The 17745-nt window shown below is 65.3% G+C and carries 23 protein-coding genes and 2 tRNA genes; 8 read left to right on the forward strand and 17 right to left on the reverse strand.

The genetic code is table 11. The annotated features are described in order from the left end of the window. Together IDT60_RS22790 and IDT60_RS22795 are read left to right on the forward strand one after the other, a co-directional pair. The gene (locus IDT60_RS22790; protein ID WP_191082232.1) at window positions 1–462 is read left to right on the forward strand and encodes a hypothetical protein; all 462 of its coding nucleotides are present in this window, start codon (window positions 1–3) and stop codon (window positions 460–462) included. Window positions 463–503: 41 nt separating this feature from the next. Further along, complete coding sequence (locus tag IDT60_RS22795; RefSeq protein ID WP_191082233.1) at window positions 504–1181, forward strand: hypothetical protein; 678 nt, start codon at window positions 504–506, stop codon at window positions 1179–1181. Here IDT60_RS22795 and IDT60_RS22800 read toward each other — a convergent pair. Further along, on the reverse strand, window positions 1178–2008 hold the full coding sequence (locus IDT60_RS22800) for a thymidylate synthase (RefSeq protein ID WP_191082234.1): 831 nt from the start codon (window positions 2006–2008) through the stop codon (window positions 1178–1180). The two genes, IDT60_RS22795 and IDT60_RS22800, sit on opposite strands and share 4 nt — an antisense overlap. Window positions 2009–2151: 143 nt before the next feature. Here IDT60_RS22800 and IDT60_RS22805 point away from each other — a divergent pair, with 143 nt between their 5' ends. Beyond that, entirely contained in the window at window positions 2152–2697 is a 546-nt protein-coding gene (locus IDT60_RS22805; RefSeq protein WP_191082235.1) for a hypothetical protein, read from the forward strand. Window positions 2698–2763: 66 nt separating this feature from the next. On the opposite strand, the gene IDT60_RS22810 is transcribed toward IDT60_RS22805, so the two are convergent. The 3 genes from IDT60_RS22810 to IDT60_RS22820 all read right to left on the reverse strand — a co-directional run bounded on the left by IDT60_RS22810 (window position 2764) and on the right by IDT60_RS22820 (window position 3956). Next, entirely contained in the window at window positions 2764–3270 is a 507-nt protein-coding gene (locus IDT60_RS22810; RefSeq protein WP_191082236.1) for a DUF805 domain-containing protein, read from the reverse strand. A gap of 128 nt (window positions 3271–3398) precedes the next feature. Beyond that, window positions 3399–3758, reverse strand: a complete 360-nt coding sequence (locus IDT60_RS22815; protein WP_191082237.1) for a hypothetical protein — start codon at window positions 3756–3758, stop codon at window positions 3399–3401. 3 nt (window positions 3759–3761) lie between these two features. Next, window positions 3762–3956 (reverse strand): hypothetical protein, encoded by a 195-nt coding sequence (locus IDT60_RS22820; protein ID WP_191082238.1) that lies wholly within the window; start codon window positions 3954–3956, stop codon window positions 3762–3764. A gap of 158 nt (window positions 3957–4114) precedes the next feature. On the opposite strand from IDT60_RS22820, the gene IDT60_RS22825 reads away from it, so the two are divergent. Continuing rightward, the gene (locus IDT60_RS22825; RefSeq protein ID WP_223884043.1) at window positions 4115–4345 is read left to right on the forward strand and encodes a hypothetical protein; all 231 of its coding nucleotides are present in this window, start codon (window positions 4115–4117) and stop codon (window positions 4343–4345) included. On the opposite strand, the gene IDT60_RS22830 is transcribed toward IDT60_RS22825, so the two are convergent. The 4 genes from IDT60_RS22830 to IDT60_RS22845 all read right to left on the reverse strand — a co-directional run bounded on the left by IDT60_RS22830 (window position 4342) and on the right by IDT60_RS22845 (window position 6345). After that, the gene (locus IDT60_RS22830) at window positions 4342–4734 is read right to left on the reverse strand and encodes a hypothetical protein (RefSeq protein ID WP_191082239.1); all 393 of its coding nucleotides are present in this window, start codon (window positions 4732–4734) and stop codon (window positions 4342–4344) included. The genes IDT60_RS22825 and IDT60_RS22830 overlap by 4 nt on opposite strands. Window positions 4735–4742: 8 nt before the next feature. Next, entirely contained in the window at window positions 4743–5579 is an 837-nt protein-coding gene (locus IDT60_RS22835; protein WP_191082240.1) for a hypothetical protein, read from the reverse strand. A gap of 112 nt (window positions 5580–5691) precedes the next feature. Then, window positions 5692–6180 carry a hypothetical protein gene (locus tag IDT60_RS22840; RefSeq protein ID WP_191082241.1) on the reverse strand — a complete coding sequence of 163 codons (489 nt, stop codon included), beginning with the start codon at window positions 6178–6180 and terminating at the stop codon, window positions 5692–5694. Window positions 6181–6271: 91 nt separating this feature from the next. Continuing rightward, window positions 6272–6345, reverse strand: a tRNA-Arg gene (locus tag IDT60_RS22845). Between the two features lie 432 nt (window positions 6346–6777). Between IDT60_RS22845 and IDT60_RS22850 the strand changes: the two genes are divergently transcribed. Beyond that, complete coding sequence (locus IDT60_RS22850; protein ID WP_223884044.1) at window positions 6778–7488, forward strand: hypothetical protein; 711 nt, start codon at window positions 6778–6780, stop codon at window positions 7486–7488. Between the two features lie 13 nt (window positions 7489–7501). Here the strand turns inward: IDT60_RS22850 and IDT60_RS22855 are convergent, their stop codons facing one another. Both IDT60_RS22855 and IDT60_RS22860 read right to left on the reverse strand, forming a co-directional pair. After that, the gene (locus IDT60_RS22855) at window positions 7502–8101 is read right to left on the reverse strand and encodes a hypothetical protein (protein WP_191082242.1); all 600 of its coding nucleotides are present in this window, start codon (window positions 8099–8101) and stop codon (window positions 7502–7504) included. 61 nt (window positions 8102–8162) lie between these two features. Then, entirely contained in the window at window positions 8163–9086 is a 924-nt protein-coding gene (locus tag IDT60_RS22860; protein ID WP_191082243.1) for a DNA adenine methylase, read from the reverse strand. Between the two features lie 134 nt (window positions 9087–9220). Between IDT60_RS22860 and IDT60_RS22865 the strand changes: the two genes are divergently transcribed. Continuing rightward, on the forward strand, window positions 9221–10387 hold the full coding sequence (locus IDT60_RS22865) for a hypothetical protein (RefSeq protein ID WP_191082244.1): 1167 nt from the start codon (window positions 9221–9223) through the stop codon (window positions 10385–10387). Between the two features lie 288 nt (window positions 10388–10675). On the opposite strand, the gene IDT60_RS22870 is transcribed toward IDT60_RS22865, so the two are convergent. The 7 genes from IDT60_RS22870 to IDT60_RS22900 all read right to left on the reverse strand — a co-directional run bounded on the left by IDT60_RS22870 (window position 10676) and on the right by IDT60_RS22900 (window position 16486). Further along, entirely contained in the window at window positions 10676–11029 is a 354-nt protein-coding gene (locus IDT60_RS22870) for a hypothetical protein (protein WP_191082245.1), read from the reverse strand. A gap of 196 nt (window positions 11030–11225) precedes the next feature. Beyond that, window positions 11226–11351, reverse strand: a tRNA-Leu gene (locus IDT60_RS22875). A gap of 798 nt (window positions 11352–12149) precedes the next feature. Next, on the reverse strand, window positions 12150–13754 hold the full coding sequence (locus IDT60_RS22880; protein WP_191082246.1) for a Na+/H+ antiporter: 1605 nt from the start codon (window positions 13752–13754) through the stop codon (window positions 12150–12152). A gap of 499 nt (window positions 13755–14253) precedes the next feature. Further along, window positions 14254–14850, reverse strand: a complete 597-nt coding sequence (locus tag IDT60_RS22885; protein WP_191082247.1) for a hypothetical protein — start codon at window positions 14848–14850, stop codon at window positions 14254–14256. A 6-nt stretch (window positions 14851–14856) separates the two neighbouring features. Further along, entirely contained in the window at window positions 14857–15378 is a 522-nt protein-coding gene (locus IDT60_RS22890) for a hypothetical protein (RefSeq protein ID WP_191082248.1), read from the reverse strand. 39 nt (window positions 15379–15417) lie between these two features. Beyond that, window positions 15418–15633: a hypothetical protein gene (locus tag IDT60_RS22895; RefSeq protein ID WP_191082249.1), complete on the reverse strand. Its 216-nt coding sequence runs from the start codon at window positions 15631–15633 to the stop codon at window positions 15418–15420. 262 nt (window positions 15634–15895) lie between these two features. Continuing rightward, window positions 15896–16486 carry a hypothetical protein gene (locus IDT60_RS22900; protein WP_191082250.1) on the reverse strand — a complete coding sequence of 197 codons (591 nt, stop codon included), beginning with the start codon at window positions 16484–16486 and terminating at the stop codon, window positions 15896–15898. Between the two features lie 198 nt (window positions 16487–16684). Between IDT60_RS22900 and IDT60_RS22905 the strand changes: the two genes are divergently transcribed. Together IDT60_RS22905 and IDT60_RS22910 are read left to right on the forward strand one after the other, a co-directional pair. Further along, entirely contained in the window at window positions 16685–17278 is a 594-nt protein-coding gene (locus tag IDT60_RS22905) for a hypothetical protein (RefSeq protein ID WP_191082251.1), read from the forward strand. A gap of 56 nt (window positions 17279–17334) precedes the next feature. Then, the gene (locus IDT60_RS22910; protein WP_191082252.1) at window positions 17335–17739 is read left to right on the forward strand and encodes a hypothetical protein; all 405 of its coding nucleotides are present in this window, start codon (window positions 17335–17337) and stop codon (window positions 17737–17739) included. The last annotated feature ends 6 nt before the right edge of the window (window positions 17740–17745 follow it).

Genomic DNA, 17745 nt, shown 5'->3' on the forward strand with positions numbered 1-17745 from the left:
ATGGTGTACGACCGTGAGCGGTTTGAGCGCGAGGACGCCGTCTACGCCGAGCACAAGAAGGCAGTGGCTGCCGGCGAGAAGCGCGTCCTGCGCAAGACCAGCACCGGTGAGCTGCACAGCTACCCGGCCGACGAGATCGGGTTCACGCCCGGACGGGGCCAGGCGCAGGTCAGCACCTGGTGGGGCATGGGGATCGTCACTGCCTTCCTGGGGCTCGTGCTGATCGTCGGCCTGTGGCTGTTCCAGCGTCCGCTGTGGGAGGGCGGGTCGCCGGAGTGGGGTGCCCTGTGGCTGATCGGCTTCGCCGGACTCATGACGCTCTACACGTTCAACCTGGCCCGCGACGAATACCGGGCCACCAAGCTCCGCAAGCTGCGCGGCTCCCCCAAGCCAGGCACGTCCGGCGCCGTCGACATCAACCTTCTCGAACTGGGACAGTCGTCGAACGGACGGGAGCAATAACGTAGCGGCTGGCTGCTGTCGGCTCGGCTAAGCTCGTCGGCATGACGGGAACGACAAGCCCTGCCGATTCGCCGGCGGGGAGGGCGGCGGCAGCCTCCAGGGCGCAGTACAAACAGGACGACTACCTCCGGACCCTGCAGGATCTTAGCCACGATGAGATCCGTGACCGGATTAGGGAAACGGCGGCTCTGGAGAAGGCTGCTATGCAGGAGTGGCTGGACTCCGGGGACTGCTACATCATCTCCCTGGCCGGGAAAGTCCACCTGCCCACCTGTGACAGCATGAAGCGGTTCGTGGACCGCGACTCTGCCTGGATCACGAACCTCCGCTTCCCGCAGCGGCTCCAAGGAGAATCGCCCGATGAGGACCCCATCCCCGTCTGGCCGATCCTGCGGACACGGGCCCAAATCGAGGCGATGCCGAGACGGACCGCGTGCCCCCTGTGCAAGCCGGACCTAACCCACCTGGACAAGGCCCGGCGGGCTATCACGTGGACGTACCTGCCGGCTCGCAGCCTGAAGTCCAAGCACTTCGGCACCGAGTTCCGCCTGCCCGAAGGCACGCTCCTCGGTGCTCTCACGAGAATCACCACAGTCGAGACCATCGACGGTCTCGACTTCAAGGCCGAGTTCGAATACGCAGAAGCCCCCGTCTCCGATCCGGACACCGAGTTGATGTACCAGACGGGGACGAGGGCTTTGGCCCAGCAACAGTCCTAGACCGCCACGGGTGCTTTGATCGCATCGTACGGGTCGTAGCCGACGATCTCGAAGTCTTCGACGCGGTAGTCAAAGATCGAGTCCGGCTTCCGGGTGATCTTCAGCTGCGGGTAGGGCCGGGGCTCCCGGGAGAGCTGCAGTGTCACCTGCTCCTCGTGGTCCTTGTAGATGTGGGCGTCACCGAAGGTGTGAATGTACTCCCCGACCTCGAGACCTACCTGCTGGGCGACCATGTGCGTAAGAATCGCGTAGGAGGCGATGTTGAAGGGAACGCCGAGGAACATATCCCCGGAGCGCTGGTAGAGCTGGCAGCTGAGCTTCCACGGCTTTCCGTCAGCGTCGGGGGTGACGTAGAACTGGAACATGGTGTGGCACGGCGGCAGGGCCATGTCCTCGATCTGCGCGACGTTCCACGCGTTGACGATGTGCCGGCGGCTGAACGGGTTGTTCTTCAGGCCGTCGATGAGGACCTCGATCTGGTCGATGTAACCCCCGCCCGCCTCAGCGGGGATGTCCCAGTGGCGCCACTGCCTGCCATAGACGGGGCCGAGGCTGCCGTCCTCCTTGGCCCACTCCTTCCAGATGTTCACGTTCTTGTCCCGGAGCGTGTGCTCGTTGGTGTCGCCGGCCAGGATCCACAGCAGTTCCTCGATGATGCCGCGGGTGAAGACCTTCTTGGTGGTGATGAGCGGGAAGTACTCCGCCAGGTCGAACCGGATCTGGCGGCCGAAGACGCCGATGGTTCCGGTGCCGGTGCGGTCAGGACGCCGCGTGCCGTTGGCCAGGACGTCAGCGAGGAGGTCCTCGTACGGGGTGGGGATGGTCATGGATGAGCCTTTCGGAGGGCAGGTGTTCTTCTACCTTCTATGCGGTCGCAGCCCTGACGGCACCTGACTTCCGGTTCTGCCGCACACAGGAGGGATAGACTCCGTCCAGGGCCCTGGCCGGCGCACCATTCAAGGGAGACACCATGGCAGAACAGAATCGCCTGACACCGCAGCAGGAGGCCAACCGTCAGCGTGACGGGAAGTTCGGCGCCTACGGGCACTCGGACAGGGACCTTCCGGAGTTGGGCGACCGCCGTCTGGTACCGGCCGGGACCAGTCAGGGTGGCCTTCCTGCCTGGGCGGGCAAGGGCCCGCGCGAGAGGCAGCCGGCACTGGATCAGGAGAGCCAGGCACTGCTCGACAGCGACCTGGGCGCCATCCTGGAGGACACCTCTCTCAACGAGAAGGACAAGGCCCGGTTCCAGGACATGGCCGAGCAGCTGTCGCGCTATGGGACGGTCGACATGGCCGCCACCCGGGGGCCACGGGCCATCCGCTTCGGCAAAGGCAGCAGGTACGGCGGGGACATGGTGCCCCGCCAGTTCAAGAGCTTCCACGCGAAGACGGAGAGCAATGCTGCCCGCCGAGCAGAAGAGTCCATCGCCTTGGTCAGTGCCGCTGCGAAGGTTGTGCAGGAGAACCCGGCGGTGCTGAAGAAATCACGCTTCGCCAGGTTGTTCGGGCAGTAGCGGGCGCAACAAACACAAAAAAGGGGAAGGCCGGTGTGGCCTTCCCCTCTTTGCTTGCCGCGGGCGCTAGGCCATGGGCTGGTCGTACTGCTGGCCGCGCGGGTCAGGACCGAGCAGCATGAACACCAGCAGAATGATGGCGCCGGCGAACGGGATCAGGCCCAGCAACAGCAGCCAGCCACTCTTGTTGCTGTCATGCAGCCGCCGTACTGACAGGGCCAGCGAAGGAATGATGACGGCAAGGACCCAGATGGCTGCCAGGGCAAGGCCGAGGTACGTCCCCGGCCCCGCAGTGGAGCCGTAGGCGGTGTAGCTGACGCCTGCGTTGATCATGATGTTCAGGACGACGCTGACGAGGACCGACACGAGGGTCCACCACCAGTATTCGCTGCGGCTGGCGCGGCCTGAGAACGTGGCGTACTTCTTGAAGAACCGCTTGGCGGCAGCCGTGAACGGGGCGCCGTACCACGGGGCCCACAACGGCGGTTCACCGCCGCCCGTCCAGGGCTGCTGGGACACGTGCGGCTGCTGCGCAGCGTAGGGCTGTTGCGACGGATATTGCGGCTGGCTCAAAGGTATTCCCCCAGATGACAAAGTGATGAGACAGGCTGATCATACGTTTAGTGCGGCCAATTGCGTCCTGACCTGCGGTAACAATTGCCCCAATTCGTGGGACTGACGTGCCGCCGGCTGCCGCAGGGCTACACGCCCAGGGTGCTGAACACCGACTGGCAGACCGACAGCCAGGTCACCGACGCGGCCGCGATCACGACCTTCTCCCACCAGACGTCCTTGCCGGACACAATCCCCGGGCGCCAGTGGAACATGATCAGCACGACAGCAAGGAGAAGCATGACTGCTGCTGTCAGCATCCGGCCCTGCAGCTGGTCCCATGGCATGCCGTTACGGATGTCCTGGCCCAGGAGGAGCCCGAGAATGGCGGCAAGGATCATTGCCGCAACGACGCTAGCGCCAACGGCGGCCACCTTCACGAATATGGCAAGGGCACTGTCCCGCTCCTCGTGGGCTGCGGCGTCCGGCATCTCAATGTCCTGTGCCATGGCTTAGCTGTCCTCGTGGCGGAGGACGGTGCGCAGCTGGGCGCTGCGGGTTGCAACCCGGCTGGTCCTGCCGACCTTGTGGTGGCGGGTGTTCTGGTTGGCGTGGGTCCCGGCGGCACCGGCACCTGCCAGTTGGGTGCGGGGCCTGGCCGGCTCACTGACCAGGGTCAGACCGTGGCGGTTCTTCAGGGTCGGCATCGGGCGTCCTTTCGGGATTGTCTGGAAGGTGGTCTCTTCCACACTCCGATGTGTGCGGCGCTGCCCGGTGCCGTCCCCATCCCAGCCGGCGTTTACCGCCGCTTCATGTGGGGACTCTACCTTTGGGGAACGACATATCAACGACAGGACGAGAAGCCATGAGCACCGATGAATTGACCGAAACGACCACCGACGCCAGTGCGCTGTTGCGGGGCCAGGAGGTCCGGGTTCACACGCGCGGCCATGACCTGGGCACAGGTGTCGTCGATGACCTCACAGAGGACGGCTCCATCGTCTGGGTGGTGTTCGGCGGCGCCGAACCGCGGCGCATGTTCCTTGAGGAAGACGCTGCCCGCTATACCGTCCTCCCGCCGACGTCGGTCCGCTAACTGCCCGATCGTTCCGCGATCCGGCGGGCGAGGTCACTGTCCCCTGCCCCGATGCGAGCGGTGACTTCACGGGCCCAGGAGTCGGTCTCGAGGTCGAACAGGGAGCCGCCGGCCTCACGTACCTGGACGGCCAGCTCGCCGTAGCGGGACCCGAGGATCTTCTTTCTGCCGGTCAGTATCTGGAGCCCGTCCCGGAATGTGGTGACGTCCTGCGCCTGGCGGCCGGAGAGGGTTTCGGGGTCGATGTTCCGGACGTAGGTGCGGACCAGGTCGGATCCGAGCCGATGGTTGTCCTGGGCGTAGGCGAGACGGTCCAGGGAGATGGCGAAGCGGGCCCTCGGCTCGTCGGAGATGTCGGCCTGCAGGGTCTGGAGCTGGGTGTTGGTCATGGGTGCTCCTAGAAGGGGGTCGGCACTGGCTGGGCGGTGATGGCGGCTGCCAGGGACGGGACGGCGGAGATGATGCGCTTGGTGATTTCCCGCGCCTCGGCGGCAGAGGCGAAGTTGGAGAGGTCGCCCATCATGTCGTGGACGTTGGCCTGCAGGTTGTGCAGGGTCATCCCTTCGAGCTTGATGTCGCCCCCGACGATGTCCCAGGCCCGCTGGAGCCGGCGGACGTCGTCGGCGAGCTTGCTGTCCAGGGTTTCAGCCTTAGCTCCGCGGACGTAGGCCCCGACCACGCCGACGCCTTCCCAGTGGGCGTTCTCGCTGTGAATCAGGTTCCGCAGCGAGACGGCGAGGCGGCCTTCGGGATCGGAGTCGAGGGTGCGTTCGATGTCGGCGAGGTGGTCTTCCAGGTTAGGGCCGCCGCGGTAGCCAGGGTTCCGTAGGCGGATCTTCTGCTGGTACCTGTCAGCGACCAGCCAGCGCAGCACGGGCTCGGAGTCGACGATGCGCCGGACCAGTGCCCGGGCCTCACCCTCGGTTGCGAGATCACCAAGCCGGCCGCCGAGGTCGAAGACGTTCCTTCGGATGTTGCGGCAGGACTCGTCGCGGCCCAGCAGGACCCGTCCGGCCTGGATGTCCTGGGCGCGCCGGAACAGTGCGACGTCTGCCTTCTGCGCTTCGGTGAGATGCTCGGGGTCGGCAGCCCGGACGAACCCCTTCACCAGGTCCAGCCCGATTAACTGGGTGTCCTCGGAGCGGTTCAAGTTGTCCAGGGAGATGGCAAGGCGGGATTCCGGGACGGCATCCAGAGCCTTCACGGCCATGGGCAGGTATTCAGCAAGATCCATGGGCTGCATGTGTGCGGCGGCGGGAGAGCAGCTCCACGGGCGGCGGTGGATGGTGCCTTTCGCCGCCGCAGTTCACCGGCCCATACCCGGACGGTGCGGCGCTACGAGGCTGCTACTCGTTGGCGACAATTTCGGGGCAGAACTTTGCTGCCGCCACGATGGAGTCCTGGTACTCCTTGGCGACAGCAGGATCCTGCATGTATGTGTTCAGCTCGCGGGTACCGGCCCTGCCGTCTTTTATTGCCAGCTCGGCAAACGCAGCGATGGGCGGAACAATGTCCTTGAGGTCATCGGAGGCCTGCTCAGGCAGCGTCCGCATCTCGGCTTCAACCGCGTCTATCCGGCCCAGCTCTGCTTCGGTGTCGTCCAGGGGCGGGCGGTAGAAACGGTCAAGGACCGCACAGGTCTCTGCGGTGGACAGGCGCGCATCAGAAACAGACGCGACTTCAGCGGGTGCCGTGGGAGCAATGTCAGCAGATGTCGTGGGCGCCACCAATGTTGCAGGGGTGGAGGGCTCGAACGATGGTGGGGAGGCGGTGATGCTGCCCGAGCATCCGGTCAGCAGCAGCGCGCTGGCAATGAAAATGGCGCGCTTCTTCAAAATTTTCCCCCCAATAAACGTACGCAGTTGACGGTCGATTCTATGCACGAGCCGGCCGTGAAGTGAGGCAAGAAGAGGCTTGGCCTGCATGTGCCCTGGGCTGGACTTGAACCAGCGACCTGCGGTTTAGGAAACCGCCGCTCTATCCGTCTGAGCTATCAGGGCGTGCCCTGGAGTGCGGATCAATACGGTGGCAGCACCGAATCTCCGCCCCGGACGCCCGCGGTGGGGTGATGTCCGGCGCTCCGTGGCACCAGGTGTCCACGGCCGGGCAGTATGAGTCCCGGGAGCCCTGTCCGGACAATTCCCTCGGCCCCGGCGCTGTCGCGTGATCCGGCGTGCACTCCTTACTATGCGTCCAGCACCCCGACGGCCGGTCCCGGTTGTGCCCGGTGGCCGCTTTTGGCACGTGCCGCACACATCTATGGTGAACGCCGCCGCTTCACGACCGACCCTGTGATGATGAAGCCGATGAGGCGGGACGTCACGAAAGCAGCGGAAATTCCACCGAGCTTTCCGGGACCACAGAATAGTTCCGGGCAGCGCCGCCCAAGCCCGGCCAGCACCATACCGGGCGCATCACCCATGGGGATCATCATGAACGAATACCACCTCGCCGACGGCTCGCCACGTTACGGGCACCGGACAGAGACACCCACCGACCAACCAGCAATCATCGCCAGCGTCCGGGTCGAAGAAGCAGCGGAAGGGGCAGCGCGCCTGGGCCTGGACGAGATGGCGGCCGCCATCGACAAGCGCCTGACCAGCGCCTGGGCGGACAGGCCGGACAAGTCGGTGGCCATCCTGCGGGAGCAGAATCCCGAAGAGCTGGCTGCAGCCCGCGCCCTCGTCAAGGTCCACCTGGGCTCCCCGCGCCAGTGGCGGATGAAGGCCCAGACTGTGCGCGACAAGCAGCTGGCCAGTGTCGCGGCACGGCGGAAGGCCAGCGGCAGCGCGCGGGAGGTCCTGGCTCTGCGTCTGGGGCTCATCGTGGCCCTGATCGCCCCGCCGGCCTACGTCGTGGCGACCAGCCAGGACATCCTGAAGCTGCTGATCGTGGGCGCCATCTGCTTCGTGGCCGCACTGGTTGGAGGTCATTTCCTGACCATCCGTGCCCGTGTCCCGGTGATGCCGAGCATCCGCGGTCCATGGCTGGCCGAACTGCGCGAGGACGTCGTGAACGCAACCCTCGTGGCCATCCTGCAGAACAAGGGCATCGCCATGAGCCCGGCAGCCGCTGCAGCGGGCCGCCGGGGCTGGACCAGCATCCAGGAAGCTGCCGCAGCTGTCGCCCTGCTCCGGCGCTAAGAGGTAAGGTCCGTCAGTCCGGGTCGATCCAGTTCCGGATGCCACCCTCGATGTGGACGACGGCGCCGCGGAAGCCCGGGTAGTCGCTGGGGTCGGGTCCTTCGGGGCCGGCGGTCATGGCGTCCAGGTTGATGGTCTTGCACTTGATGCCGAGGGACCGGAGTGCGGCGGCCAGGGCGTCCTGGGGTTGCATGGTTTCGTACTTCTCGTACATCGCCTCGAAGGCATCCTCGATGGCCTTGCCGTCCAAAGCCTCGAAGGCTTCCTGGGCGTCACGGCGCACGGCGACGAAGGCAGTCAGGACCGGGCCGTGGCCGTCCTCCACGGGCGGAGGCGTCGCGGCGAGGGGGCCTGAGCTGACCATCTGGACATTCGAGGCGCTGGCGGCACCGCTGTGCTCCATATCGAACTCGTTCTGCACCCGGCCGGCACGCATCAGAAGGTCCAGCTGCTCTTCGCCGTCGCCGCCGAGATTATCGAACCACTCCTGCATGCCCGGGTCGCTGCCCTGCCAGCCGGAGGCCCACCTGCCGGGTTCGACCTCGGTCATGCCCATTTCGGCGAGGAACCGCAGTTCCTCTTCGGTTGGCCGTTGGCCCTGCTGCCCGCTCATCGTCTCCCCTGTCCTCCGGTTTCTTGCATCCTAGTGGGACAGGGTGCGGGCGGCCCTTCATTTATGCGGCCAGCCGGTACACGTTGCCTTTGCCGAGAGGGTTGGCTTCCGGAAGTCCCATGCCAGGGCCAAGGACCAGGTACTCCCTGCCAACGCGTGAGCTTCCGGCCGTGTGGGGGATGTCGAACTCGACGATCTCGGAGTCCGGGTAGAGCAGCGGGATCTGCGGGTGGGCGTCGTAGGTGAGCAGCCACGGCGCTGTCAGCCGGTTCAGCGCGCGGGCCAGGCGCTGGTGCAGGTCATCGTCCATGCCGATGGCGTACAGGTCGTTGCCCACTCCAATGTAGGGCGGGTCAACGAAGCAGAAGACCTCATCCTGGACACCTGAGTGCTGGAGGTCTTCGAGGAAGCTGATGCCGTCGCCGGCGAAGACCTTGAACCGGTCCCCCAGCGCGTGAACGGAGCGGATTCGTTCTGCCAGCGCTGAGGCGTTGAAGCGGGCGCCGATGGTGTGTTGTCCGTCCTGCGTTTTGCCGCCGATCGGCCCGACACTGGGAAGGATCATTCCGGAGCGGGAGCACCGGTTCAGGATGAAAGCGGACAGTCCCAGTTCGAAGGGATCGACCTGCTCGCCACCCAGCGCGGCCGCGACGTTCTGTCTGGAGTCCTGGAACAGAGCCAGTGTGGGGACGGTGCGCTCCACCCTGGCGGCAAGGGCTGGCCCGTCGCTCATCACGGTGGTCCAGAACGCCGCCAGTGCGGGGTTCGCTTCGACGATCCACGCTTCCGGGACATTGCCGGCAGTCAGTGCCGTGAGGGCTGCCCCGGCGCCACCACCGAACGGCTCAAGCCAGATTTCAACGTCCATGGGCCACTGGAGGGACTCAAAGGTCTCGGTCAGCCATGGCGCCATACGTGCCTTGCCACCCGGGTACCGCAGCGGTGATGAGTAGCGGGTGCGGGCAGGTGTCCGGTGCGGGGTCATGGACGCCATGTGTACGGCCGGCCGGTGGCTGCTCCCCGGCCCGTCATGGCTGCGGCGCCCTTCTTCTGATTGCTCATCGTCCGTGATGGCCGCACACAAAGTGTCAGCAGCCACACCGACCGAAGGGCCCTCCCATGAACAGCCTTAGCCGCAACCGTGTCCAGCGCGGCATTCCGACAGGCGGCCAGTTTGCCGCCGAGCGGCACAGCGACCCGACCATTGCGCTCAGCGCTCCCCCTGCCAAGAACTGGGGCGAGGTGAACCTGCAGGAAGGCTCCCGTACGCCGTGGGGCCAGGCTCAGGAAGTCCGCCACTACGCCCCGGGAATCGCCGTCGTGACCTGCGCGGGGCACGGTGGCATCAAGCTGTCCCCGGAACGCAACCGTGAAGTCCCTCCCTCCCTCCGCCGCAGCTCGGGCTGGTACGAGGAGGACTGTGAATTTCAGATCGCCGGCATGTACTTCCCGGAGGAAACCCGGCCATGCGCGGCCACCGGGCACACCCGCGACTGGGAGCTCGATGAATGGAAGGACTACTGCCGGTCCAGCGTCCGTGGCTGGTTCCCGGACGGGTATGAGAAAGCCACCGGCGAGACGGTCCTGCCCGGCCAGTCCAGCGTCCGCGACCGTGAAACGTGGCTCGCCGCCCACGCTGATGAGTGGGTATGCCGGTCGGCGACCGACCTCGGCGACGGTACCGTGGCGGTGACCGCCACCCGGCACGGCGAAGAGAAGCGGTTCGTGGTGCCCCGCGAGGAATACAGCACCCGCACCGAGAACACGGAGCTGGGCGCCGAGAAGACGTTCATCGTTGACCCGACCCGGCACCGCGAGCTGCCTCCGGAGCCGGTGAAGCCGAAGACGCCGGCGCCCCGCTTCCATGGGGTGGACACGTCCGCGCTGACTGACCTGCAGCGAAGCCGCGCCAACAACGAACTGTGCAAGCGGTGGCGGTCCGAGGACGGCCGGGTCCGCACCATGCGCGAGATCATCGAAGACGAAGGCATCACCGGCAAGACTGCCTACACGTCCAACGGGAAGACTGAGTACCACCTGTCCTCCTATGCGAACGTCGAAGACAGCAGCGGCTACAGCTTCCCCGTTTCGAAGGCGCTCTGGGACGCGGTGGAGGCACCGGACCGGCGCACCGAAGCCCAGCGGGCCGGGCAGAAAGCAGACCGTGCATTCGAGCGGTGGCAGAACGCCGACGGGAACGACCGCAAGAAGGCCAAGGCTGCGTACGAAAAGCTCGCAGCTGAAGCGGATCAGGCCCGGGCCAGGGAACGTGATGCCGCCCAGTAGCCTGGCCAGCGACGACATCAGCCCCGGAGCGAGTTCGATGCTCCGGGGCTGATGTGTTTCCCTTACCGGTCCATGTCGAACCGCGGGTGGTGGGGCGCGCTGGTTTCGAACCGGCGTCTCCGGGGCATAGGCCCGGCGTCTTTGACCAAAGGCGGTGCTGCCCCAGTGCATCAAGCCGGCTTCGAAGCCGGCAGGTCAGCCATCGCCTTCCCGGTCCAACCGTCATGCACTGGACACCGCTCCAGACGAGCGCTCCAGGGATGGTGCGGTTGCCCCGCACCAGGGGTATTACTTCTTCCTCTTCGTCTTGCGATCGGAATTCTGCAGAACGCCGCGGACATACACCGCGGGTTCGACCCCGTCCTCGACAAGCAGGACCTGTTCCTTCTCCTTCCAGAGCCGCGCGTTCTCCGCCTGGGCCAGAACACGGGCGCTGTAGGCGTCGTCCAGGAAGTTACTGAGCTCCCAGAACGACAGAGGCACACTGTGACCCTCGACGGTCAGGACGGCACCGTTGATCTCCTCGTCATAGACGATCGACAGGCCCTCTTTCCGGCTCTTGGAGCCCCTCGGGTAGCGCGGGTTGCGCCACTGCCCGTCGGGGTCCTTGGTCCAGCCTGGGTACTGCTGTGAAGTGGTCATGGTTCTCCTTGCTTAGATGCCCTGACGGGGGTCGAACCCGCCCGCCGAAGCGGTCCCCAAGCGGAACAGGGTGCGTTGCGCAGTCCCCGATCCCGCAAGTGGCACTCTTTCTCTACCCACGCACACACCTGGGCGTGCCGGACAGAAGCGGGGACTGCTTGGAAGACGGCGCGTGTGCGAGACGGACGCCTTCCCGTTGCCTCAGGGGGACTCGAACCCAGGAGAAGCGGCTTCCGCCGATCCCACTGCCCGGACCTGTTACGGTTCCCGGCCCCAAACCTCCGGCTCTTCGCCGGTGCTCTGCCAATCGAGCTACAAGGCACTCCAGTTTTTGTTTTCCGGCCGTCACCGGGGGATGGATGGCTCCACCCTGGAATATGCCGCAGACCGTCGTCGCAGCTTCCGAGCCCGTGACTGGGTTCGCACCAGCACGCCTGTCTAAGGGGTTGACGACCCCGGCGCAGTCTTTCCAATGACACACGGACATGAGAGCACCCGAAGATGCTTCGTAGCAGGCACGGGTCTCGAACCCGCCACCCCGGCCCGCCGGCAGACGGGCCAAGGCCAGCACCTTCCGGTACCGGGCGCCACCGGGACGCCTCTCCTGCAGCCATTCATTTAGCGTGAGGTCTTCGAAGCCTGTTCCTGCCGGGACCAGGCCAACCGCACGTGGGTACTCACGCAACTCCTGCGCCGCTGTCATGGATTTGTGTTGCCGCCAAAAACGAGGAGCAACCCCCGCTAGCAACGAACCGTCAGTCAGCAGATTTGCGGTTCAGCGCGGACCGGCACCCCTCGACGGATGCACCGTTGGAAGCTAACACTCCCCCGCTCTGCCTTTGAGCTACGGTCCTTGGTCTCTGGTCAGCCGTAGCCGAAATTCCCTATCCCTATCACACGGCTTTCCTAGGATCCGTGCGCTTACTCTTCAGGTTCAACGGCGCTGGCAGCCGAGTGGTCTCGACCGGACCCCGCTTGCGCTGGTGGGGTCCTGCATCGTCCTGCCCGGCATACGCCGTTCCAGAGTGGGCCGTCCCGGAATCGAACCGGACCGCCGGAGCGGTTCCACATTGGCCCTGCCAGGTTCCTCTCCCCAGCGGTAGATTTTCTTCTCTGGCCTCTATGTGTGCGGCGACTTCAAAAGCTCTCTCCGCTCCCCTGCTTCCTGAATCAGGACTGTCCGCAGGTCCAGCCGGCGGAGCACCCTGTCAGCAATCTCGGGGTCGACGTCCGGCTCGTTGCGGGATTCCACGATCACCTGCCGGGCGGCGTCCAGGGCGATGGTTCGAATGGCCACCTCGGAGTCGTGCCGGCTCCCCTCATCGGTCAGAGGCGAGTGGGCGACATCGATGACGAGGTCTTCGCTGAGACGCTTGATGCCGCGTTCTATGGCGTCCTGGCGCTGGTGCGGCAGGTCATGGACGAACGGTGCGTTGTGCAGGGCGATCAGCGCAGCGTCCTCTGCCCGCTGGGCCAAAACCATTTCAGCTTCGTGTTCGGCGGCCGGGGACTCCCGCATCTTCAGCTTCCGCATGAGCGCCGGCAGGGTGATTCCGGGGATGACCAGGGTGGTGAACAGAACGGCGACGGCGGTCAGGACGATCTGGTCCCGGGCAGGGAACGGTGAGCCGTCCGCGGTGGTCTCCGGCAGTGCAAGGGCCAGTGCAAGGGTGGCCAGGCCGCGCATGCCGCACCAGGTAAGCAGCAGGACATCCTTGGGTCCGTTGGGCGGCAGGCCGTCATTGCGGCGCCGGTTGAAGGGCACCAGCACCGCGAGCCACAGAGCCCGGATGATGACGACGGCGGCGCAGATGATTCCGGCAACCCCCAGCATCGGCAGCATCCGGTCTCCTACGTCATGGATGACCGTCCGGCTGACCAGTCCGATGAGGCCGAAGGCCAGCCCGGTGGCCAGCAGCTCGACGACCTCCCAGAAGGCGTTGCCGGTGATCCGCTCGGCCGCGTCCTGGGGACGGGTGCGGCGTTTCATTTCGAGGGCCGTCACGACGACGGCGATAACCCCGGAGGCGTGAAATTCTTCGGCCAGAATGTACACGGCGAAGGGTACGACAAGGGTGACCGCGCTGCGGGCTGTGGAGGACTGGATGTAGCCAATGAGCTTCTTCGCGGCCCAGGCCATGGCCAGGCCAAGAACGACGGCGATAGCGGCTCCGGTGATGAACTTGAGGGCGAGCCAGCCGTCGATGTCGTGCCCGTCCACTGCTGCGAGAACGGCCGTCTGGAAGATGACGATGGCGGCGGCGTCGTTGAAGAGACCCTCGCTCTGCAGGACGGTCAACAGCCGCCGGGGCATATGGACCCGTCCGGCGACCGATTCGACAGCCACAGGGTCCGGCGGGGCGACCATGGCACCCAGGGCGATGGCGGCGGGCAGGCCGATGCCAGGGATCAGCAGCCAGGCGGCGCCGGCCACGACAGCGACAGTGACAACCACCAGGCCGATGGCGAGGAGGATGACGCTCCGCCAGCGGATCCGGAACACTGACCAGGAGGTCTTCTTCGCGGTGGCGAACAGCAGCGGTGGAAGGAACAGCGGCAGGATGAGTTCAGGCTCGATGTGCAGCTCCGGGATGCCCGGGATGAAGGCCATGCCGAGGGCGATCAGAACCATCAGGACCGGGTACGGCAGGTGCAGCCGATCGCCCAGGCTCACTGCGATCACGGTGGCCAGCAGCAGCCCGATGATGAGGGCCAGCTCGTGCATGTAGTTCTCCTCGGATGTGGGAAAGGCCAGCGCCTGGTGGGCGCCGGCCTTGGCTCATGCCGCACAGAAGGTGCGACGAAAAAGGTGGAACCCTGGCAGGCAACGCTGTATCGGCGTCAATGGAAGTAACAAGAAGGACTTCTCGTACCTTTTACCTGGCCGATGGCCGGGTTCGCTAAGTGGTGCTCTGGTCAGCAGTGACGCTGAAATCCCCTATCCCTATTACGCGTCTTTACCGGTGTCCGCGCTTTTACTCTTCGGGTTCAACGGCGCATGCAGCCAGGTGGTGTCGACCGGCCCCGCCTAGCGCTATATTCGGGTCCTGCATCGTCCTGCCCGGCATACGCCGTTCCAGACCGCGAGCCGCCCGGGATCGAACCCGGGGCCGTTGCCGGCACCATCAGCCCTGCCGGCTCCTAACCGGCGCTTCCATGCCGGATTCTTAGTCCGGCCCTGCTCTGAACCCCATGTGTGCGGCGCTTCGGGATACCCTCACCGCTTACCAGTCCCCGGCGCCGGACGCGCGGAGCCGAATGTCGTGGGCGATGTACTGCTGGTCCGGCTCCATCTGCCCGGCGGGCTCCACCATCAGGTTGAAATTCCCTGAGGCGTCCAGATACCAGGCGACCCGGTTGTCAGGATTGCGGTCTGCGACCTCGTCGCGGACTTCGTTGAGTTTCCGGACCGCGTTGTCGATCCGCTTCTTCTGCGCGGCCGTCACCGGCACCCGGACGGACGAGGCGGGGATGTCCACGCCTTCGTACTCCAGGAAGTCGCGGATCTCCTCCACCTGGTTCGGGTTGGCCTTCTTCAGCAGGCCGAGCAGGTGTTCCCGGGTGGTGTAACCGGTCTGATGGGCCGCAGCAAGCGGGAGCGTGTCCGGCAGGTCGTTGACCTTGTAGGCAAGGATGCGGCCTGCATCAAGGAGCTTGTTGACTGCCTTGTCCCAGGTGGGGATGTCGATACCGTCAGCCTCGCCCTCATGGAACAGGTCATCGGGGCCAATGCGGGTGATGACGTCGCGCTGCAGGAGGTGGTTGGCCAGGCCGCGGCTGATGAGTCCCTCGGCCCTTGCTTCAGGAGTTGGGTCGCCCATGCCGGTTCAGCCCTCCCCCATCATGCAGTCATCCCCGCAGTGGTGGTCCGGGACGAGGTACGCGGCGAGGTCCTTGATGTTGCCCCTGTACCGCCGGGTCACGCCCTGGTCGGGGCCGTCGATGTACTCGTATTCGATCCAGCCGTCGCCCTTCTTGGTGACGAGCCGGTGTCCGTAGGATTCGCCGAAGACCCCGCCTGCGTAGCCGTGCAGAACTGAGTTTTTGCGGACCTTGGGTGCCTTGACCCTCGGGACCAGGGCCAGCTTGGTGACATGGTCGTGGAGTTTGGCTGCGGCCTGGATTGCCTGCGCCCTGAAGGTCCCGCTGCGGGGGTCCGGTCCGGCGACGATGAACTCCAGGGCGGAGCGGACGACGTTGTCGTCGTAGCCGGAGGGCGCGGGCAGTTCAGCCAAGGCGTCCTGGAAGGAGCTGATGACAAGGTCCTTCGCGGGGAACTCGTACTGGGTCAGCCAGGCCATCGGCAGATGCTGTGCGGCTTTGGCGTAGTGGGTCAGGGTGCTGGTCATGGACCCTATGTGTACGGCGCCGCGGAGTGGACTTCCCGGTTAGTCCTCCGGGATGTAGAGTACCCGCGCCGGCAGGGCGATCTCGGACGATTCGAAGTCCTCCTCGATACCTGGGACGTTCCAGTCGTCCAGGATCTTCTCGAAAGGCCGCGGCTTTCCCGCGATTCCTTCGGTCCTGGCACTCAGGACGACGGCTCCCTCGGGCAGTGCGTCAAGTCCGGCAGCGTCCTCGATCAAGTCACCTTCAGCGCTCATGGTGTCCTTTCCTCTCTTCATCCTCGTTGAGCAATCCTGCCATTTACGCGCCTTTGCGGGTCGTAGGCCGGCAGTGGTGCCCGGTAGACGTAGAGCACCTCGAGAGCGAGCTGCTGGACGTTGCGCCGCCATTCATCGCTGGAGGCCTCTTCGATGGTGCGGCCGTCGATCAGGGTTCCTCAGCCTGAGCAGGGTGACCGACCTCTTCAACGTCCTGCTTGTCGTACTGCATGAACCCGGACTTTCACTTGAGTGAAAGGTTCTACTTCCGCGTCATGCTGAGGCTGACCTCGTAGGTTCCGTCAGGCTCTTCAGTCACGCATACCGTCGTGGCACTGTTACCGTCATATGGAGTTTCCTTGAGGCAGTCCCCGCTCACCTTGGTACGGTCCATGTCCAGGCCGAGCCTACTGGCGATCTCGCTGGCGCTGACCTCATGATCTACAGACCAACCCGCAATAAGCTTGAGGCAGTGGGTATCAATGGATACGCAACCGCTCTCCCAATTCGGATCAGAGCGGCCTGTGGAAACCCAGTCGGACTCGGGCACGCTGTCGGCGGCAGCCATCATTGCCGCAGCCTTCTCGGTGTGACTTCCTCCACCGCCGTTGAGTTCATTGACCAAGGCGGAGCATCCTGCAAACGCAAGGACGCATAGCAGAACGATGGAGGCGCCAACGATTCCGAGGATCAGGCCAACCTTGCTCTTCTTGGGAGGCTGAGGCGGACCCCAATCCTGCGGCGGCCCGTACTGTGGCTGCTGCTGGTAGTGGCCGTAGTGAGGCTGACGCGGATGAGGTTGCTGAGGTTGATGTTGCGGGTACGGCGGCTGGTTCTCTTGGTACGGGTCCATGCCGTAGCCTCTCTTTCTGATTTGTGCGCGTCTTCCGTAGACCCTAGCCGTCTATCTAAGGTGCTAACCTGCCAGCCCTGGTCCGTATCGAGCTGCAGGGTGGCAGCTTGCCGACCCGAATGTGTGCGGACGATGCTGATCGCCTCATCAGGCCGGCACCTACTGAAGCGTTCCGGGCGATGCCGCACACTGGTAGGCATGAGCTCTTTCGACGAATCCAAGCACCCGCGCAACCGGGGAAAGTTCACCGCGGTCTCCCACCGGGAGCCGGAAGCAGCCCTTACGACCGGGTTCGATGCCAGGTATTGGGGTCTGCCGGAGTCGCGCCCGGGTTCCTGGGTATTCGGCACCTCGCGGTACGCCGAGACTGCCGCAGGATCCGTGGTGGACGGTCCGCTGTCCCGCGGAGTTGCTGGCAAGGACAGCCTGGACTCGTTCCGGCGATGGCAGGATGCCGCGGCCGGGTACGGCACCGCTGAGGGTGACGACTTCGCAGCCGGTCTGGAGGACGGGCTGCGCGCTCTCTGCAGGTCGGATGGAAGTGAGTCGGCTGCCGAGCTGCTCGACACAGCGGCATCCGTTCCGACGACGGAAACGGCACGGGTGAACTGGATGCTCGGGCTGAAGGCAGCACCCACCACGGCGGGCTACCGGGGAAGGCTGGCAGCCGGTGTGATCCTGTCGGGCTCCGACCAATGGTGGGGTATTTCCAATGACCCCGACCTAGCCATCAACGGTCCGGCACAGGACATCCCGCGCGCCCGCGGCGCCTGGGCCTCCCTCGCCGGCTGACCAGTCTCGCCCTCACCTGCGCTGCTAGGCTTCGATCAAACCGACGAGGGGGCAACGTGGCAGAGCGCAGCGAATCAGACTGGAAAGAACTCGCCGCAGAGGGCCGGCGCATCCTGCAGGGCGTGGCCCGCCGGGAAAACCTGATCGACTACGGAGAGTTCAACACGGAGCTTGCCGAGGCAACTGGCCTGCCCGCCTTCGACCTTTCCACGGACCGGGGCCGCGCGGACATCAGCCAGCTGCTGGTGCGGATCCACAACCTCGACTGGGACGAGGAGAACCCGTACATGCTCACCTCGCTGGTGAAGCTCAGCGGTGTGAACCACCCGGGCAAGGGCTTCTTCACCCTGGCCGCGGACAAGGGCCTCTACAACCCGGCCATGCCGGAAGACCCGTTCTGGGCACAGCAGGTCGGCCTGGCCCACCAGGCACACAAAAGGGTACGGCCCGCACGAAGCTGATCGGGC

The organism is Pseudarthrobacter sp. BIM B-2242, assembly GCF_014764445.1.
GTDB lineage: Bacteria > Actinomycetota > Actinomycetes > Actinomycetales > Micrococcaceae > Arthrobacter > Arthrobacter luteus_A.

Coding starts and splice junctions, on each gene's coding strand:
- IDT60_RS22790 (WP_191082232.1), top strand. CDS start 1: ATGGTGTACGACCGTGAGCGGTTTGAGCGCGAGGACGCCGTCTACGCC.
- IDT60_RS22795 (WP_191082233.1), top strand. CDS start 504: ATGACGGGAACGACAAGCCCTGCCGATTCGCCGGCGGGGAGGGCGGCG.
- IDT60_RS22800 (WP_191082234.1), bottom strand. CDS start 2,008: ATGACCATCCCCACCCCGTACGAGGACCTCCTCGCTGACGTCCTGGCC.
- IDT60_RS22805 (WP_191082235.1), top strand. CDS start 2,152: ATGGCAGAACAGAATCGCCTGACACCGCAGCAGGAGGCCAACCGTCAG.
- IDT60_RS22815 (WP_191082237.1), bottom strand. CDS start 3,758: ATGGCACAGGACATTGAGATGCCGGACGCCGCAGCCCACGAGGAGCGG.
- IDT60_RS22820 (WP_191082238.1), bottom strand. CDS start 3,956: ATGCCGACCCTGAAGAACCGCCACGGTCTGACCCTGGTCAGTGAGCCG.
- IDT60_RS22825 (WP_223884043.1), top strand. CDS start 4,115: ATGAGCACCGATGAATTGACCGAAACGACCACCGACGCCAGTGCGCTG.
- IDT60_RS22830 (WP_191082239.1), bottom strand. CDS start 4,734: ATGACCAACACCCAGCTCCAGACCCTGCAGGCCGACATCTCCGACGAG.
- IDT60_RS22835 (WP_191082240.1), bottom strand. CDS start 5,579: ATGGATCTTGCTGAATACCTGCCCATGGCCGTGAAGGCTCTGGATGCC.
- IDT60_RS22850 (WP_223884044.1), top strand. CDS start 6,778: ATGAACGAATACCACCTCGCCGACGGCTCGCCACGTTACGGGCACCGG.
- IDT60_RS22855 (WP_191082242.1), bottom strand. CDS start 8,101: ATGAGCGGGCAGCAGGGCCAACGGCCAACCGAAGAGGAACTGCGGTTC.
- IDT60_RS22860 (WP_191082243.1), bottom strand. CDS start 9,086: ATGACCCCGCACCGGACACCTGCCCGCACCCGCTACTCATCACCGCTG.
- IDT60_RS22865 (WP_191082244.1), top strand. CDS start 9,221: ATGAACAGCCTTAGCCGCAACCGTGTCCAGCGCGGCATTCCGACAGGC.
- IDT60_RS22870 (WP_191082245.1), bottom strand. CDS start 11,029: ATGACCACTTCACAGCAGTACCCAGGCTGGACCAAGGACCCCGACGGG.
- IDT60_RS22880 (WP_191082246.1), bottom strand. CDS start 13,754: ATGCACGAGCTGGCCCTCATCATCGGGCTGCTGCTGGCCACCGTGATC.
- IDT60_RS22885 (WP_191082247.1), bottom strand. CDS start 14,850: ATGGGCGACCCAACTCCTGAAGCAAGGGCCGAGGGACTCATCAGCCGC.
- IDT60_RS22890 (WP_191082248.1), bottom strand. CDS start 15,378: ATGACCAGCACCCTGACCCACTACGCCAAAGCCGCACAGCATCTGCCG.
- IDT60_RS22895 (WP_191082249.1), bottom strand. CDS start 15,633: ATGAGCGCTGAAGGTGACTTGATCGAGGACGCTGCCGGACTTGACGCA.
- IDT60_RS22900 (WP_191082250.1), bottom strand. CDS start 16,486: ATGGACCCGTACCAAGAGAACCAGCCGCCGTACCCGCAACATCAACCT.
- IDT60_RS22905 (WP_191082251.1), top strand. CDS start 16,685: ATGAGCTCTTTCGACGAATCCAAGCACCCGCGCAACCGGGGAAAGTTC.